Below are 16,622 nucleotides of genomic sequence, written 5' to 3'. Positions count from 1 at the left end.
CGCTGACGGGCAGGTAGTCCGGTGCCTCGGCGCGTAGCGTCGATCCCCGGAAGCCACAGCGGTGCTTGCTCGGTGAAGGGATCGTCATGGCCCGGTGCCCCGATGGCAGATCCCTGCCGCGCTTGAAGGATCGTTACGTCTGGCGGATACAGGTGGTCTATTACGTGGGCGCGTGCGCGCGGGCCGGAACGGCTGTAGCGCGTGCGCGCGCGGCCCGGCGTATGCCGGGCCGTACTTGATCCGGTGAAGCAATTCTAGCCCCTTGTCCGCGGCCTTCACCCACGGGTCACGAACCGTCAGCACGCCAGCAGCAGCGCTTGCCGACACCGACGGGCTCGGCTGCGCGGCCGACGACGAGTCCGACGAACCGCATCCGGCGGCACCGACCGCCACGAGCGCGGCGGCGACGAGGGCAAGGGCCGAGCGTCGGCGCGACCCGAAGCGGCTGGTGGTACGCATGAGTTCTTCCTCCGATGGTTGCGGCTGCATCGTTGGTCGGTCGCCGCAACACGAAAGTTCCGGGCTGACGGGGAATCGCCCGTACGTGGTGGCGGTCGACACGACGGACGCGCTGGCGTGGTGGTGGGACTTCTGGCCGGTTGGGCTGCTGATCGCTGGCGGACCTGTGCGGTGCCCGGGTGGGGTGGTGGCTGCCCAGGTCGGCAACCAGGATTGGGGCCAGCACCGATATCGCGTACAGCGCCGTCATCGATGTGGCCATCGACGCTGTCGCCACGCTCGTCGGAGCGCCGACACCGCGCAGCCGTGATCACACACTTCGTTCGGGTCTGGCAATACGTCCGTCGAGTATCAGTCGCGACGAAGTCGCCAGTTCCCGTAACGGGAGCAGTGAATAGCCAACCTTCGATCAGGGCACGTTGATCGTGTATTCGGCGGTGTGCACCTTCCCGTCGACTTGAAAGTCGAAGAAGGCCCGGTAGCGGCCGGAACTCGGGCTGGTCAGCCAGAACTGGACGGTCCCGTCGACCAGCTCCTGCCAACCTGGCGATCCGTGACGACCTGACGGTCCAAGCCCGATACATGTCCCTGCCTGAGGCCAGGCAGATCGGTGCGCTCGCCCTGTTCGGCGAGACCTATGACGAGACTGTCCGGGTCGTCGAGATCGGCGGCGAATGGTCCCGCGAACTCTGCGGTGGCACCCACGTCGACCGGTCGGCCCAGATCGGGGCGCTCGCCATCACCTCCGAGTCCTCCGTCGGCGCCGGACAGCGCCGGGTCGAGGCTGTGACCGGAATCGAGGCCTTCCGCTACCTGGCCCGCGAGCGGGATCTGGTCAACAGCCTCGCCGACCGACTCCGTACCCCGCGCGAAGAACTGCCCGACCGGATCACTGCCCTGATCGGCCGGGCGAATGCCGCCGAGCGCCGGGCCGAGCAACTGCAACTGCAGCTCACCCGAGAGCAGGCCCGGACCGTGGCCGGCAGCGCCGAGGACATCGCCGGAATCGCGTACGCCACCAGCACCGACCCCGTCGGCGCCGACCCCCGCCAACTCGCCATGTAGCTCGCCTCAGGTCGGTCAGGTGGGTCAGCACGCGGTGCGCCGCCGTCAGGTCGACGCGCAGCGCAGCCCTCGCCCGGGCAGCCGGGCCAGTGCCGCCGCCACCCGATCCGATGCTTCTGTGATCAATCACGTCCCCCTAACGACATCCGCGCGGCCTTGTTGCAAGATAACGGCAACAGTCAAATCAAGGCAGCAATGAGAGGACGTACCCATGGCCGTGTACAACCTGCCCGACCTGCCCTACGACTACGGCGCACTCGAACCCGCAATGTCCGGCGAGATCCTGGAGCGGCATGGCACCTACGACCAGTTCTCGGGGATCACGTGGGAACCACACGTGATGCGTGATGGTGGACGTTGAGCCGTTGGCCGAACAGCTTGATCCAGGGCATAGCGTGTGTGACGTGCGTGGACGTGTGGCGAAGCGTCCTGGGGGTCAAGGGGTCGTCGGTTCGATCCGGCCGTCCCGACGCAGATCAGGGGGCTGATCCGGATATCGGGTCGGCCCTTTCGCCGTTCTGGGGACCAAGATCAGTCACGTTGAAGCGTGCCTAAAGGATGTCTCGTAACTCGGTGAAGGCGTTGCCTGGCAACGGTGCTGGTGTCACCCCGCGAGGATGATGTTGTGGAGGTGGGCGATGCCGGAAGCGGTGTCGGTCAATGTGCTGGCGGCGCGGCGGTAGTCGCGCAGGATCTTGAAGCACTTCATGCGGGCCAGGGCGTGCTCGGCCTGTGCTCGGACGGTGCGGTGCTGTTTGTTCAGGTCCGCCTTCCACGGGGGTAAGTCGCTGCCGTCGCCGGGTTTGCGGTACGGGATGATCACCTCAGGGTTGCCGCGGTAGGCGCCGTCGGCCATGACGGGCCGTCCGGCCAGCTTCTGGTCGATGCCGCTGGTCCGATAGACGATGGTGTCGTTGCGGTTGCCGGGTTGCGGATCGCCGAGGGCCACGACGAGGCGGGTGTGGGCGTCGATGGCTACCTGCAGGTTCGTGCTGTAGCGGTAGTTCTTGCTCGGGGCGGCCAAGCGGTGATCGCGGGTCGGGATGAGGGTGCCGTCGACGATGGTGACCTGGTCGACCCGACGCCGGCGCACCGGTGCCAGAGCGAGCAGGGGGCCGACGGTGTCGATGACCCGATGCGCGGCGGAGTGCGACACCCCGAACAGCGGGCCGATCTGGCGCATCGTCAGGTTCGTGCGCCAGTACGCGGCGACCAGCAACACCCGATCAGCGAGGTCGAGAGACCACTGCCGTCCCGGCCGACCGTCGGCAATCGCGTCACCACCACGCTCGGCGACCAACCGGACCAGCCTGCGGAACTGGGCGGGCTGCAGCCCGGTGAACGGAAAGATCCACTCCTGGCGAGCCGCCGAGATCACCTGCACCCCAAGATGATCCACCATGGACCGACCACCAAGTTACGAGACGTCCCTTAGTACTGCAACGGCAGTTGGTCAGGGGTAGCCGTGTCGTCGGTAGTGGCAGGTTCGGGCTTGGTGTTGGCGTCTGCGGCGCCATCGGGACCAGGCCCAGACGTGCTCGGGTGGGTGAGTTGATCGCACTTTGAGTGCGGTGAGCAGTCTTCGGATCTCCGGTACGGTGTAGCCGATCATCATGTCGTCGCCGGTGCTGGATCCCCTTTTGCGGTAGAGGATCGGGCGACGGAGAGCCAGGCGTGGGCGGCCATGGACAGGGTGATGTGGGCGTACCAGGCTCGCCAGTCGCGGACCTGGTATTCGTCGAGGCCGGCTTCGTTCTTGGCCTGCTGGAAACACTCCTCGATCGCCCACCGCGCCCCCGCGATGCGGGCCAGGTCGAGCAGGCGGGTGCGGCGGGGTCCGTAGCAGACGTAGTAGGCGATCTCCCCGGTCGTCATGCTGCGCCTCGCGAGCAGCCAGTGCCCCCGGCCGGGTTGCCAGCAGATACGCACGGGCACCCGCGCCCACCAGTACTCGCGGGGCCCGTGTGCCCCGGCGCCGGCGGACAGCCGGCACCACGCCCGGGCCGGCAGCGCGGCGATGAGTTGGTCGGCGCGGGCGGTTCCCATCGTGGTGGTGATCATGTCGTCGTTGCGGCGGGTCGCGACCACATAACCCACATCCCGTTGTTCCAACCAGACCCGCAGGGATTTCGACTGCCCGTAGGCCTCGTCCATCGTCACCCAACCGACCGGCACCCCGGCGTCGAAGGCTCGGCCCAGCATCTGGCGGGCCATCTGCACCTTCGTGGCGAACTGCACCTCGTCCGGGATCCCCGCGGCCCTGCACCGGTCCCGGTCATCGGTCCACGACGCCGGAAGGTAGAGCTGCCGGTCGATCAGCGCGTGACCCTTCGCGGAACGGTAGGCAAGGAACGTCCCGACCTGGCAGTTCTCCGTCCGACCAGCGGTGCCGGAGTACTGGCGCTGCACCCCGGCCGACCGCGTGCCCTTCTTCAGGAACCCAGTGTCGTCGACGATCAGCACACCGGCCGGGTCGCCGAGGTGCTCGACGACGTAGTCCCGCACATCGTCACGGACCGCGTCAACGTCCCAATCCGCCCACCGCAGCAACCGCTGCATCCCGTCCGGCGACACGTCCCCGGCCTGCTCAGCAAGGGTCCAGCCGTTCTTGCGCCCCAAGCCGGAGACCAGCCCACATAGGTACTGCCGCGCCCGCCGCCGCGGCTCCGCGCGGCGGAACCGAGGCCCGAGCCGGGCATGCAACCGGTCCAACTCACCATGCCACTGATCGACATCAACGTCCGTCATAGGCAGACCAACGAACGCGAGCCGAACTCGATTCGCCTACTGCCGTTGCAGTACTAGCCAACCACCTGATCTGTGGAACGCGGGCCGAACGCAAATGGGCCGCTGTCCGCCAGCACGTGCAGCCCGGCCGCATCGTGGACATCGGCTGCGGCGCCGGGGCGGTGCTGGAACTGGCCGACCGGGAAGCCAGCCTGCACGAGAGCGACCTGATCGGCGTCGAGGTCGCCCGGCACCTCTACCAGGAGTGCGTGCACAAGAAGGCACAGGGCGTGTTCCGTAACGCCAACGTCTACTTCTTCCAGCGCAACGTGCTCGGCGGGGCGATCCTCAAGGACCGCTCGGTGGACACCACGCTCACCTTCTCCCTGACCCACGAGATCTGGTCGTACGGGCAGCAGTGGGAGTCGGTGATGCAGTTCGCCCGGCGTATCCGCGACCACACCGTACCGGGCGGAGTCTGGATCAACAGCGACGTGTGCGGCCCGGCCGACCGCAGGCGCCAGGTGATCCTGCGGCTCACCACCACCGACGGCAGCAACCCGCCGGCGCCCCGCACCGATCTCGCGGAACTCACCTCCGGCGAGGTCAAACGGTACGTCGAAGGGTTGTCGACGCGGGCGCGGCTGGACCAGTTCGCGACGGATTTCGCGTTCCCGTTCTCGTACCAGGCTCTCGACGACGGCTCGGTACGACTCGAACTGGGCGCCGCGATGGACTACCTGACCCGCAAGGACTACACCGACAACTGGCTGTCGGAGACGAAGGAGCAGTTCTGCGGCCTCGACTTCGCCGCGTGGACGGATCTGCTGGCCAGTGCCGGTTTCGAGATCGACCCGGCCTCGACCGCGATCCGCAACGACTGGGTGATCGACAACCGGATCGCCCCGGTGGCCTCGCTCACCGACCTCGACGGCCGGCCGCTCGACTGGCCGACCACCCACATCCTCACCGTCGCCCGTCGTCCCCGCAACGGGTGAGCGGCGGGCGCCGACGGGTCGAGCCGTCACCCCGGCCTGCTCGACGGGCACTATCGTGCTCACGTGCAGATCCGCTTCGACGTCCCAGCCGACCCCGCGTACCCCGGCCGGGTGGCCGCTGAGCTCAGTCGCGCCCGACTGCGCCGGCACGGTCCCGTCGGCGCGGTTCTGGCGGCGATCGGGGCGGTCGGGTTCACCGTCTCCCGAGCCTTCGGTTGGGGCGAGCAGACCTCGCCGCTGTGGATCGTGCTGATCCTGGGTGGCCTGCTCTCGATCTGCTACGGGCCATGGGTGCGGTTGCGCGCCCGGCGCCGCTCCAGCCGCTCCGCGGTCGAGGGCGCCTACGAGATCACCGAGAACAACATAATGATGCGCAGTGGCTCGGAGTCCGGCGGTATCGCCTGGGACGGGGTCACCCAGGTCAGGGAGACCCCCGACTTCTGGATCGTGTACGTCGGTCGGATGCCGGCGACCGTGATCCCACGCTGGTTGATGTCGGCCGAGGACGCCGAGACGTTGCGAGCCTTCCTGGCCGGTCGCGGGCTCTGACCCCGTACGCGGTCAGGAGCGGGCCCAGCCCGACGCGTTCCGCTGGTCCCTGGTGCCCATGCTGCGTCGGGCCGGTGGTGTCGCGGGGGAGTTCTCGATCGCCTGCAGCAGTGCCGTGGCCGACCCGGTGAGCCGCCGACCGCGCGGCCACACCGCGCGGAGGTCCCGCCGCAGGGGCAGGTCGTCCACCGGCACGGTGACCAGGTGGCCCGTTGTCAGTTCCGCCTCGACGGCGTGCCTGCTGAGCACTGCGGGCGCGGTGCCGGTCATCGCCGCGCCCTTGACGGCGGCGTTCGACCCGAGGGACAGGTGCGGCGGCGCCGGGTCCAGGTCGCGCAGGGCCAGCTCCAGCGTCTCCCGGGTGCCCGATCCCTCCTCCCGCACCACCAGCCGGGTGCGGGCCAGTTCGGCCGCGCGCAGCGGGCGACGAAGGCGTGCCCACACGTGTTGCGGGGCCACGACGACGACCAGGTGATCGTGCCCGACGATCCGGTGGTCGAGTCCGTCGGGCACGCTCGGCCCCTCGACGAACCCGATGTCGACGCTGTCGTCCGTGACCAGCATCCGCGCGACCTCGGTGGAGTTGACGACGGTCAGGCCGACCTGCACGTCGGGCTCGCGTTGGGCGAGGCGGTGCAGCCACCGGGGGAGCAGGGCCTCGGCGACGGTCATGCTCGCCGCCACCCGCAGGTGCGCCGCCCGCGCGTGGCGCATGGCGGTGAGGCTGTTGTGGAACTCGTCGGCGACGGTCAGCAGGCGCAGCGCCCACGTCATCACTACCTGTCCGTCGTCGGTCAGCACCGAGCCGCGCGGGGTGCGGGTCAGCAACGGGAGCCGTACCTGCCGTTCCAGCGCGGCGAGACGTTTGCTCGCCGACGGCTGGGACATGCCCATTTCGCGCGCGGCCTGGCCGACGCTGCCCAACTCCGCCACCCGGACCAGCAGGCGCAGCGACACCAAATCAGGAAGCAGGCTCATAGCCACAGGCTATGAGCTGTGCTGCGATCGATGGCTACTGGACCTGCCCGGATCACTCGAAGCTGTCTGCATGGTGATCAAGGACAGGGCCACCGTCGCCCCTGCTAGTGCCCCCCGTCCCGGCCGGTTCGTCGGCCTGCTGCCGGGGTTGCTCGTCGCCGGTGTCGCCGCGGGCGGCGGGTATCTGGTGAACCATTGGTTCGGTGCCGTCAGCCCGCTCGTGGTGGCGATCATGCTCGGCATCCTGCTGACCGCCTCCGGCGGCTACCGCCCGTGGCTGCAACCCGGTCTGCGATTCGCCGCGACCATGCTGTTGCGGATCGGGCTGGTGCTGCTCGGCCTGCAGCTGGTGCTCTCCGATGTCGTCGACCTCGGCGTCGGCCCTCTGGTCGTGGTGGTGCTGGGGGTGGCCGTCAGCTTCGTCGCCACGCGTTGGGTCGGTGCCCGCCTCGGCCTCAGCGCCGAGCGCTCACTGCTCGTCGCGACCGGCGTGGCGATCTGCGGCGCCTCGGCCGTTGCCGCGATGAACCAGGTCGGCGACGGCGAGGAGGAGGACGTGGTCACCGCCGTCGCCGTCGTCACCGTTCTCGGCACGCTGTCCATGGTGGCCCTGCCGGTGCTTGGCATGCTGCTCGGTCTCGACGAGGTGTTGCTCGGCCTCTGGGTGGGCGCGAGCGTGCACGAGGTCGGCCAGGTCGTGGCGATCGGTGGTGCGGCCGGAGCCGCGGCACTGTCGGCGGCGGTCGTGGTCAAGCTGTTCCGGGTGCTGCTGCTCGCCCCGCTCGTCGCCCTGGTGGCGATCGGGCGTCGAGCCGGGCGGCGGACGGCGGGCGATGCGGGTAAGCCACCGATCCTGCCGTGGTTCGTCGTCGGCTTCGTGGCGGCGGCGGCCCTGCGGTCGACCGGCTGGCTGCCGTCCGGCGTCCTCGACGTCGGGACGGTGGCAGGGACGATTCTGCTGGCCGCCGCGATGTTCGCGCTCGGGGCCGCGGTCGACCTGCGCGCTGTCGCCCGCGGTGGCCGGCGGGCGTTGACCGTCGGCGCAGTCGGCACCGTCGTCCTGTCGACAGTCACTCTGGCCGGTCTGGTGCTGACCACCTGACGCGGGGCGGTGCCTTCGGGTTGCCTCCGACTGGCCTGCGGGACGGACCTGGTCCCCTACCTGCACAGACCAGGATCCGGGGCCGCTCACCCGGCTCACCGGCACGGGGTATTGACGCGATCATGCGACTACCCTATTTTTGAGTCACTTATCTCCAAGCATCTCAAATTTTGAGTAGCAAGATGGCTGGTGCCATCGAGCTGAACGAACGAGGAGTGCCGTGGGGCAGGCGATTATCGAGAAGATCCTGGCGCGTTCGTCAGGAAGGGCGACTGTCGCTCCGGGCGACTATCTTGAAGTGACCACATCGTGTCCGACGGTCATGGCCCCGCATTCGGCAATGGACAAGGGTGCCGGGCTCATCACCGAATGGAACGCGAAGATCTACGACCCCACCAAGGTGATGCTGGTCGACGGCCACCTTGGCGCGACCGCGTCACACGGGGCCGCCGAGAAGCGCAAGACACTGCGGGACTGGGCCGCGAAGGTCGGGGTTCCCGAGGAGAACATCTGGGATCTGGGCCGTTCCGGCATCGAGAACATGGTGGCCGTCGAGCAGGTGTGGGCGCGACCCGGTGAGTGCTATTTCCAGGGCGTCAACGGCCACATCAGCACCGCGGGCGCGCTCGGCTCGTTCGCCAGCGCGCTGTCGTTCGGCACCGCGGCGTACCTGCTGTGCGGGGTCAACTGGGTGAAGGTGCCGCAGACCATCAAGCTCGTCGTCACCGGCGAGCCGCGGGCGGACTGCACGCCACGTGACGTGTCCGAGTACGTGCTCGGCCAGCTCGGGCCGTCCGGGGCGGTGGGGGCCATTCTGGAGTGGACCGGCCCGTACATCGACTCGCTGGACATGGAGGGCCGGTTCGCGATCTGCTCGCAGGCGCTGTTCACCGGCGCCTGGACCGCGATCATGAATCCCGACGACACCACGATGCGCTGGGTGGGCGAACGGATCGACACCTCCGGTCTCGAGCCGCAGTCGAGTGACCAGGACGCCGACTTCGCCGCCGTCCTGCACTTCGACGTCGACGGTCTGACCCCGCGGATCATCCCGCCGCCGCAGCGGCACGAGATCCACGATCTCAAGGACTATCTCGGCATCAAGATCAACCGGGGGTTCATCGGCAGCGACGCCAACGGCTGGCTGAGGGACATGGACCACGCCGCGCGCGTGCTCAAGGGCAACACGATCGCCCATCACGTCATCCTCAACATCACCCCGGGCACCCCGCGGGTGCTCAAGGGCGCTGTCGCGTCGGGCGCGTTCAGCACGTTCCTCGAGTCCGAGTGCGTCGTGCCCACGCCGAACGAGGGCATGGAGTGGGGCGCGAACACGCCGCTGACCGACGGCGACGTCTGTATCGCCAGCGCCCAGACGAACTACCCGGGCCGGATGGGGGGCAAGACCTCGCAGATCTTCCTGGCCAACCCCGCCGTCGTTGCGGCGTCCTGCATCGCCGGCGAGATCGTGGACCCGTACGAGTATTTCGAGGGGAAGTGACGATGCGCGGCAACGTCTGGAAGTTCTCGGGAATCCTGGACGTCGACTGGGAGATCTGCTCGTACCTGCTGGTCCGTCAGCTTGCGGACAACGGGCCGGTCACCGAGGAGATGCTCGGCGAGCACTGTCTTGTCAACGTCGACCCGGACTTTCCGAAGAAGGTGCGCAAGGGCGACTTCGTCGTGGCCGGCCCGAACATGGGCTATGGGCACGACCACGACCACGCCTCGATGGCGCTCAAGGGGGCGGGGGTGGCCGCGGTGCTCTGCGAGAGTTCGGCGCCGTACTTCCTGCGCAACTCGATCGATCACGGGCTGCCGGTCATCGAACTGCCCGGCGTCATGGCCGCGGTGGAGAGCGGCGACGACCTCGAGGTCGACCTGCGGGCCGGCAAGGTGGTCAACCACACCCGGCCGGGAAGCGAGCTGACGTTCACCCCGTTGCCCGACTTCCTGCTCGACGTCCTGGACGCGGGTGGCATCTACCCGATGCTCAAGCCCCGCCACGAGGGCAGCGCCGACCGCTAGAGCCGACGCCAAGGCAGCGCCGGCCGCTAGAGCCGACGCCAAGGCAGCGCCGGCCGCTAGAACCGACGACAAGGAAGCGCCGGCCGCTAGAACCGACGACAAGGAAGCGCCGGTCGATGGGGCGCTGCGCACCGACGAGACCCGCGCACGACGCGCGATTGCCGATCGCCCAGCACAACGAGGTGGCATTGTGGCGAGAACCGAGGAACGACATGACGCCGGGACCGAGGTCCAGCGCGTCCTCGAGTACCTGCGGCATACCGAGGCCGGGCGCCTGGACGAGGCGCGTGCCTACCTTTCCCCGCGAGTCCGGCACACCTTTCCGGGTGGCCGCGAATTCGCAGATCTCAGCGAGTGGTTCGGCTGGTTCCGGGCCCGGATGAGACGGGTCCGCAAACGCGACCACGAGATCGACGTCTGTCACGCGGCAAATGGTGACCTGGTCATCTACGTCCGCGGGTTCCTGGAGGGCGAAACGACCTCCGGGCATGCCTTCGACGGCGTTCGCTTCATCGACCGGTTCGTCGTCTCCGCCGGCCAGATCGTCGAACAACAGGTCTGGAACGACCTCGCGGCCTGCGGTGTCGAGCCTGAAGGAAAGTGAGAAACGGTGTCCGGACAACCATGGGAAGACCTGCTCACCGCCGATGACCTCGCGGTCATCGAACGCGGCGGATATGGCAAGAAGGCGGGCATGGGCGACAGCCCGGTGCTGCTGTTGATCGACTGCCAGTACAACCACATCGGTGCCGACGCGCCGATCCTGGAGCAGATCGACGAGCATCCCGCCGGCGGCGGAGCGACGGCCTGGGCGGCGGTACGGCGCATCGTGCCGATCCTGGAGGAGTTCCGCCGGCAGCAGCGGCCGGTCATCTACACCCGGTACTGCTTCAGCGAACGGTCCGCACGGTACGACTCGTTCGCCGCGAAGCGGGGCAAGAACATCGCGCGTTTCGTCGACGGTGCGCCCGGCACCCGGATCGTGGAGCCGCTGACGCCCCGCGAGGACGAGCTGGTCATCGACAAGGTGCACGCGAGCGCGTTCTACGCGACCGCACTGCTGTCGTCGCTGATCCGGTTGCGGGCCGACTCGGTGATCGTCGCAGGCGTGTCGACGAGCGGCTGTGTGCGCGCCACCGCTGTCGACGCGCAGAGCAACAACTTCAAGGTCACCGTGGTCAGCGACGGCGTCGCCGATCGCATCGCCGCCTCGCACAAGGCGTCGCTGCTGGACCTGTGGATGAAGTACGCCGACGTGAGCCCGTCGGCGGACGTCCTCGACTACCTGAAACAACTGGAAACAGCCCGGGAGGAGTCCGATGGGATACCACGCTGAGCGGGTCCGCTACAGCCCGATCGTGCAACGCCCGCCGGTCCGCTGGCCCGGTGGCGCGCGGGTCGCGGTCTGGGTCGCTCCGAACGTCGAGCACACCGAGTACCTGCCGCCGCCGAACGAGCACATGGACCCGTGGCCTCGTACGCCACACCCCGACGTCCGCGAGTACGGCTTCCACGACTACGGCAACCGGGTCGCGTTCTGGCGCCTGCTGAAGGTGCTCGACCGGCACGGCATCCGGGCTACGGTGTCGCTGAACGTCGGCGTCCTCGACCACTTCCCCGAGATCACCCAGGCGATGGTCGAACGCGACTGGGACTACATGCTGCACGGCGTCTTCAACACCCGCTACCTGTACGGTGCCACCGCCGACGAGGAACGGGCGTTCTACCAGGACTGCATCGCCACCGTGCAGAAGCACACCGGCAAGACGCCGAAGGGCATGCTGGGGCCGGCGATCACGGGCACCGTCCGGACCCCGGACCTGATGGCCGAGGCCGGCCTCATCTACCACGCCGACTGGATCCACGACGACCAGCCGGTGCCGCTGGAGGTCTCCGGCGACCGCCGAATGATCTCCATCCCGTACAGCTACGAGCTGAACGACGGCCCGCTGCTGAAGGCGAACGTCGACGGCGCGGAGTGGGCGGAGATGTGCAAGGCCCAGTTCGACCGGCTCTACCGCGAAGGCGCCCGGACCGGCATGGTGATGCCGTTCTCGGTGCACCCGTTCCGCATCGCGCAGCCGGCCCGGATCGACTACTTCGAGTCGGTGCTGGAGCACATCCGCCGGCACGACGACGTCTGGCTGACCACCGGCGACGAGATCGCCCAGTACTACCTGGACCACCACTACGACGAGGCCGTCGCGCATCTCGCCGAGATGGCCCGATACACCTCGGGGAGGCGGCATGCCGGCTGAACGCGTTCCTGGAATGGACCACGGACTGTACGAGTGGTCCGTGTTGCCCGACCGGCCGCGGCTGGTCTGGCCGGACGAGGCCCGGCTGGCGGTCGGTGTCGTCGTCCAGTTGGCCTCCGCCGACGAGGACGTCACCCCCGGCCTGCGGGCCGCCTCGCTCCTGGGTGGCCTGGGCAAACGTCCGCATCCGGACGTGCCGCTGCTGGCCCACCGGGCGTACGGGCACCGGGTGGGGGTGTTCCGGCTGCTCGACGCGTTGGAGCAGTACGGCGTCCCGGCGACGGTGGCGATGGACGTCGCCACCGCCACCCGCTACCCGTTCCTCGTCGACCACGTGCTCGACCGTGGCGCGACGATCGTGGCGGCCGGGCGGTCCGCCGTCGACCTGGTCAGTGAGCAGGCGGCGGAGGAGGTCGAGCGGGCGTACATCGCGGACACGCTCGACGCGCTGGAGCGGCTGACCGGGACCCGGCCACGGGGCTGGTACGGCCCGGAGTACAGCGAGTCGACGCGGACGCCGCGGCTGCTCGCCGAGGCCGGCGTCGGGTACACCCTGAACTGGGTGAACGACGACCAGCCGTACCGGATGACCGACGGTCTGGTCGCGTTGCCGCCCACCTACGAGCTGGACGACGCCAACGCGCTGCTGCAGCGCAAGGTGACGATCAGCACCTATGGCCGGATGCTCACCGACTCGTTCGACGTGCTGTACCGCGAGTCGTCCGACTCCGGCCGGCTGTACCTGCTGCACCTGCGACCGTGGATCACCGGGCAGCCGTTCCGGATCGGCCAGGTGGAACGAGCGTTGGCGCACGTGGCCGCGCACCGGGAGGTCTGGCGGGCCAGCACCGACGACATGGTGCAGGCGTTTCTGCAGCCGGCTTGACCGGCCTGATTCCTGACGCATCACTTCTGATTCCGGTCGCGGCCGTCGTCCTGGTCTCGTCCGCGGTCCAGTCCGCGACCGGATTCGGATTCTCGATCGTCGCTGTTCCGTTTCTCGCAGTTCTGCTCGGGGTGCGGGACGGGGTGGTGGTCAATCTCGTGCTGTCGATGATTGCGAACGCCGCAGTCACGGTACGCGTGCGGCAACACAGCTCCGTCCCGCTGGTGCGGACGATGGCATTCGGCAGCATTTTCGGCCTGGTTCCCGGAATGCTGGTGCTGTACAACGCCGATGTTCGAATGTTGAAGATAGCCATTGCAGTTCTGGTCACGATCGTCGCGGTGATCCTGCTGACCGGCGCGCGGTTTCGCTTGCCGCAGCGGCGAGCGACAAGCGTGGCGACCGGTGTGGCCAGCGGCTTCCTCGCCGGCAGCGTCGGTCTGGGTGGTCCTCCCTTGACCGTGTACCTGGCCGGCCTGGATCTCGGCAAGGTGCGCTATCGAGCAACCATGTCGACGTATTTCACTGTGCTCAACATCGTTCTGGTGCCGGCTCAGGTCGTGGTGTCGGGCTTGTTTCGCATCGTGCTGTGGTCCCTGTTGTTGCTGCCGGCGGTCGTGGTCGGTGGCTGGCTGGGTGAGCGGCTGTTCGTTCGTCTGGGTGAGTCCGTGTTCATCCGAGTGGTGACACTTGTTGTTCTCGTGGCTGGGCTGGGCGGACTCCTCACCACAGGTATTTAGAAATTGCGCTGATGAGATCTTGACTACACCGCCTGGTGAGCAGAATATGGGCACAGACCAGGTCCGCGTCTCACATATCAACACGCTGTGGTAGCGGAGCGGGCTCCTACCTCTGGATCGCAGCCGCGCCGGCTCTGCCCGATCGACCCGAGATTCATGGAGTGCAGATGAGACCTCAGCTCACCTCACCGGCCAACGGTGAGCGACCCGCCGCCACGGCAGCCGACGGCACCGCCGGCGTGTCGATCGGCCTCACCGGCATCCGTCACGGATTCGCCAAGAACGGCCGGGTCGTCCGAGCACTGTGGGACCTCGACCTGGACATCGCACCAGGCGAGTTCGTCTCCGTCGTCGGCCCGTCCGGCTGCGGCAAGACCACACTGCTGACCATGGTGGCCGGCCTCGACCGGCCCCGGGTCGGCGCCGTGACGGTCGACGGCAAGCCGGTCACCGGGCCGTCCAACCAGGTGGCCTACATGCTCGCCCGCGACGCCCTGCTGCCCTGGCGGACGGTCCGCGGCAACGTCGAGTACGGCCTCACCATCCGGCGAATCGACAAGGCCGAACGCCACCGGCGCAGCACCGAATGGCTGGACCGGGTCGGTCTGCGCGACTTCGCCGACGCCCGCGTCGGCGAGCTGTCGCAGGGCATGCGGCAACGGGTGGCGGTGGCCCGCACGCTGGCGCTGCAGCCGTCGATCCTGCTGATGGACGAGCCCTTCGCCGCGCTGGACGCGCAGAACCGGCTGATCCAGCAGCAGGAGTTCCTGAAGCTGTGGGAGCGGATCCGGTCCACCGTCATCCTGGTGACCCACGATCTGCACGAGGCGATCATGCTCAGCGACCGCGTCGTCCTGATCAGCCACCGTCCCGGCCGAGTCATCGCCGACCTGCGGATCGACCTGCCGCGCCCACGCGGCCAGGAAGTCCGCCACAACCCGCTGTTCGAGAAGTACTACGACGATCTGTACGGGTTGCTGACCGCTGAGGTGCGGGCACAGGTGACCGAGGTGGAGGAGCAGCGATGAGCAAGGTGACCGGCAGTGTTCTCGCCCCCACACCCACCGACGAGCAACAGTTCGACAACGGGCTCCTAAACGGGGTCGCCAGCCGACGGCGCCAGGAACGGGTGCTGTCCTGGAGCCTCCGGGTGATCGTCTTCGTCGTGTTCTCGCTGCTGTGGTGGAGCCTTTCGGCGACCGGGTTCGTTAACGTCAACTTCGTCAGCACCCCGTGGGACGTGACCGTACGCATCGGCGAGATGCTCGTCGACCCCGAGGTCTGGTACGAGATCGGGCACACCTTCCAGGCCGCCCTGCTCGCCCTCGCCATCGGCACCGCGCTGGGCGTCTCCTGCGGCCTGCTGTTCCACCGGGTGCGGGTCCTGGCCACGGCACTGAACCCGTTCATCACGCTGTTCAACGCGCTGCCCCGACCCGCGCTCGCGCCGCTGTTCATCCTCTGGTTCGGGCTCGGCATCACCGCCAAGGTCATCGTCGGCGTCAGCATCGTCTTCTTCATCCTGCTGCTGAACACCATGGCCGGGATGGCCATGGTGGACCCCGACATCCGGCTGCTCACCGACTCGCTCGGCCCCAGCCGCTGGCAGCGGTTCATCCATGTCGAACTGCCCACCGCGTTGCCGAGCATCGTGGCCGGCCTGCGCCTGGGCGCCGTCTACAGCGTCCTCGGCGTCGTCGTCTCCGAGATCGTCGCCGCGTACCACGGCCTCGGGGTGCTCATGGTGCGCTCCGCGAACTCGTTCGACATCACCGGTTCGATGGCCGTGCTCGTCCTGATGGCCGTGTGCGCCATGGTCCTCGACTTCGCGGTGCGGCTCGTCCAGCGCCGGGTCGGCTCGGCCGACACCCGCCTGCTGTAACCCCGTCCGGCCACCACCACATCGACTCGCGGGAGGCACGTCCCCATGGCAGCCCCATCATTCCGACAACTGCTGGCGCGGCACGACGGCAGCAATCCACTTCTCGTGCCCGGCGCCACCCACGCGTTCATGGCGAAGCTCATCCAGGACGCCGGCTACGAGGCGCTCTACGTCAGCGGCGCGGGCACGGCCGCGACCATCTTCGGCCTGCCCGACGTGGGCCTGATGACGATGACCGAGCTGGTGGAGAACGTGTCGCGGATCAACGACGCGACGAACATCGCCATCTTCGCCGACGCCGACCAGGGCTTCGGCAACGCGGTAAACGTGATCCGCACCGTCCGGGAGTACGAGAAGGCCGGCGCCGGCGCGATCCAGATCGAGGACCAGTCCTTCCCGAAGAAGTGCGGCCACATGGACGGCAAGAGTGTCGTACCGCTGGCGGAGATGGTCGGCAAGATCCGGGCCGCCTGCGACGCCCGGACCGATCCCGAGACCGTCATCGTCGCCCGCACCGACGCCCGCGCCACCGAGGACATGGACCGGGCGGTGCGACGCGCCGTCGCCTACGCGGAGGCCGGCGCCGAGGTCATCTTCCCGGAGGCGATGCGCACCGAGGAGGAGTTCGCCCAGATGGCCCAGGAGCTCAAGGGCGTACCCCTGGTCGCCAACATGACCGAGTGGGGCAAGTCGCCGGTCGTCGACGCCCAGTCACTGGGGGAGATGGGCTACACAGTCGTCATCTTCCCGTCGGCGCCGATGCGCGCGGCCCAGCAGGCGATCGTCGACGTGCTCACCGAACTGCGCGAGCGGGGCACCCAACGCGGCCTGCTCGATCGGATGTACCACCGCAAGGAGCTGTACCGGCTGGTCGGCCTCGACGACATCTACGCGGCGGAGGAGCGGTACATCCCCGCTCCCACCCCCGACGCGGCGGGGAACTGAAGGAG

The 16,622-nt window shown here is 68.3% G+C and carries 19 protein-coding genes and 1 pseudogene; 15 read left to right on the top strand and 5 right to left on the bottom strand.

Annotated features, from left to right (window positions below):
- Positions 1-255: 255 nt before the first annotated feature.
- Positions 256-459, bottom strand: a pseudogene (locus F4558_RS31635) (copper chaperone PCu(A)C); the annotation flags it as partial.
- A gap of 409 nt (positions 460-868) precedes the next feature.
- Positions 869-991 carry a DUF8832 domain-containing protein gene (locus F4558_RS32435; RefSeq protein ID WP_512699262.1) on the bottom strand — a complete coding sequence of 41 codons (123 nt, stop codon included), beginning with the start codon at positions 989-991 and terminating at the stop codon, positions 869-871.
- A 50-nt stretch (positions 992-1,041) separates the two neighbouring features.
- Here F4558_RS32435 and F4558_RS14035 point away from each other — a divergent pair, with 50 nt between their 5' ends.
- Both F4558_RS14035 and F4558_RS31630 read left to right on the top strand, forming a co-directional pair.
- Positions 1,042-1,524 carry a hypothetical protein gene (locus F4558_RS14035; protein ID WP_167944507.1) on the top strand — a complete coding sequence of 161 codons (483 nt, stop codon included), beginning with the start codon at positions 1,042-1,044 and terminating at the stop codon, positions 1,522-1,524.
- A 211-nt stretch (positions 1,525-1,735) separates the two neighbouring features.
- Positions 1,736-1,885 (top strand): hypothetical protein, encoded by a 150-nt coding sequence (locus F4558_RS31630; RefSeq protein ID WP_245241323.1) that lies wholly within the window; start codon positions 1,736-1,738, stop codon positions 1,883-1,885.
- 243 nt (positions 1,886-2,128) lie between these two features.
- On the opposite strand, the gene F4558_RS14025 is transcribed toward F4558_RS31630, so the two are convergent.
- Both F4558_RS14025 and F4558_RS14020 read right to left on the bottom strand, forming a co-directional pair.
- Positions 2,129-2,908, bottom strand: a complete 780-nt coding sequence (locus tag F4558_RS14025) for a transposase family protein (RefSeq protein ID WP_167947446.1) — start codon at positions 2,906-2,908, stop codon at positions 2,129-2,131.
- A gap of 227 nt (positions 2,909-3,135) precedes the next feature.
- Entirely contained in the window at positions 3,136-4,272 is a 1,137-nt protein-coding gene (locus F4558_RS14020) for an IS701 family transposase (protein WP_167944506.1), read from the bottom strand.
- Positions 4,273-4,388: 116 nt separating this feature from the next.
- Between F4558_RS14020 and F4558_RS14015 the strand changes: the two genes are divergently transcribed.
- Together F4558_RS14015 and F4558_RS14010 are read left to right on the top strand one after the other, a co-directional pair.
- Positions 4,389-5,249: a class I SAM-dependent methyltransferase gene (locus tag F4558_RS14015; protein WP_245241322.1), complete on the top strand. Its 861-nt coding sequence runs from the start codon at positions 4,389-4,391 to the stop codon at positions 5,247-5,249.
- A 63-nt stretch (positions 5,250-5,312) separates the two neighbouring features.
- Positions 5,313-5,798, top strand: coding sequence for a YcxB family protein (locus tag F4558_RS14010; protein ID WP_167944505.1), 486 nt, complete (start codon positions 5,313-5,315; stop codon positions 5,796-5,798).
- Positions 5,799-5,810: 12 nt separating this feature from the next.
- On the opposite strand, the gene F4558_RS14005 is transcribed toward F4558_RS14010, so the two are convergent.
- Positions 5,811-6,776, bottom strand: a complete 966-nt coding sequence (locus F4558_RS14005) for a LysR family transcriptional regulator (RefSeq protein ID WP_167944504.1) — start codon at positions 6,774-6,776, stop codon at positions 5,811-5,813.
- A gap of 70 nt (positions 6,777-6,846) precedes the next feature.
- Between F4558_RS14005 and F4558_RS14000 the strand changes: the two genes are divergently transcribed.
- The 11 genes from F4558_RS14000 to F4558_RS13950 all read left to right on the top strand — a co-directional run bounded on the left by F4558_RS14000 (position 6,847) and on the right by F4558_RS13950 (position 16,617).
- On the top strand, positions 6,847-7,878 hold the full coding sequence (locus F4558_RS14000; RefSeq protein WP_167944503.1) for a YeiH family protein: 1,032 nt from the start codon (positions 6,847-6,849) through the stop codon (positions 7,876-7,878).
- Between the two features lie 340 nt (positions 7,879-8,218).
- Entirely contained in the window at positions 8,219-9,379 is a 1,161-nt protein-coding gene (locus tag F4558_RS13995; RefSeq protein WP_167944502.1) for an aconitase family protein, read from the top strand.
- Between the two features lie 2 nt (positions 9,380-9,381).
- Positions 9,382-9,906 (top strand): LeuD/DmdB family oxidoreductase small subunit, encoded by a 525-nt coding sequence (locus F4558_RS13990; protein ID WP_167944501.1) that lies wholly within the window; start codon positions 9,382-9,384, stop codon positions 9,904-9,906.
- A gap of 190 nt (positions 9,907-10,096) precedes the next feature.
- Entirely contained in the window at positions 10,097-10,510 is a 414-nt protein-coding gene (locus F4558_RS13985; protein ID WP_167944500.1) for a nuclear transport factor 2 family protein, read from the top strand.
- 6 nt (positions 10,511-10,516) lie between these two features.
- Entirely contained in the window at positions 10,517-11,242 is a 726-nt protein-coding gene (locus F4558_RS13980) for an isochorismatase family protein (protein ID WP_167944499.1), read from the top strand.
- Positions 11,226-12,164 (top strand): polysaccharide deacetylase family protein, encoded by a 939-nt coding sequence (locus F4558_RS13975; RefSeq protein WP_167944497.1) that lies wholly within the window; start codon positions 11,226-11,228, stop codon positions 12,162-12,164. Before F4558_RS13980 ends, F4558_RS13975 begins: the two co-directional genes overlap by 17 nt.
- 13 nt (positions 12,165-12,177) lie before the next feature.
- A complete protein-coding gene (locus F4558_RS13970; RefSeq protein ID WP_167944495.1) occupies positions 12,178-13,050 on the top strand; it encodes a polysaccharide deacetylase family protein in 873 nt (290 codons plus the stop codon).
- A complete protein-coding gene (locus F4558_RS13965) occupies positions 13,047-13,790 on the top strand; it encodes a sulfite exporter TauE/SafE family protein (RefSeq protein WP_167944493.1) in 744 nt (247 codons plus the stop codon). Before F4558_RS13970 ends, F4558_RS13965 begins: the two co-directional genes overlap by 4 nt.
- 167 nt (positions 13,791-13,957) lie before the next feature.
- Entirely contained in the window at positions 13,958-14,818 is an 861-nt protein-coding gene (locus F4558_RS13960; protein ID WP_167944491.1) for an ABC transporter ATP-binding protein, read from the top strand.
- On the top strand, positions 14,815-15,672 hold the full coding sequence (locus F4558_RS13955; RefSeq protein ID WP_167944489.1) for an ABC transporter permease: 858 nt from the start codon (positions 14,815-14,817) through the stop codon (positions 15,670-15,672). Before F4558_RS13960 ends, F4558_RS13955 begins: the two co-directional genes overlap by 4 nt.
- Positions 15,673-15,717: 45 nt before the next feature.
- Positions 15,718-16,617 carry an isocitrate lyase/PEP mutase family protein gene (locus tag F4558_RS13950; RefSeq protein ID WP_167944488.1) on the top strand — a complete coding sequence of 300 codons (900 nt, stop codon included), beginning with the start codon at positions 15,718-15,720 and terminating at the stop codon, positions 16,615-16,617.
- Positions 16,618-16,622 lie beyond the last annotated feature (5 nt).

Origin of the sequence: Micromonospora profundi (assembly GCF_011927785.1) — a bacterium.
GTDB lineage: Bacteria > Actinomycetota > Actinomycetes > Mycobacteriales > Micromonosporaceae > Micromonospora > Micromonospora profundi.
The sequence above is the reverse complement of the archived record's forward strand: the minus strand, read 5'-3'. Positions and strand labels throughout refer to the sequence as shown.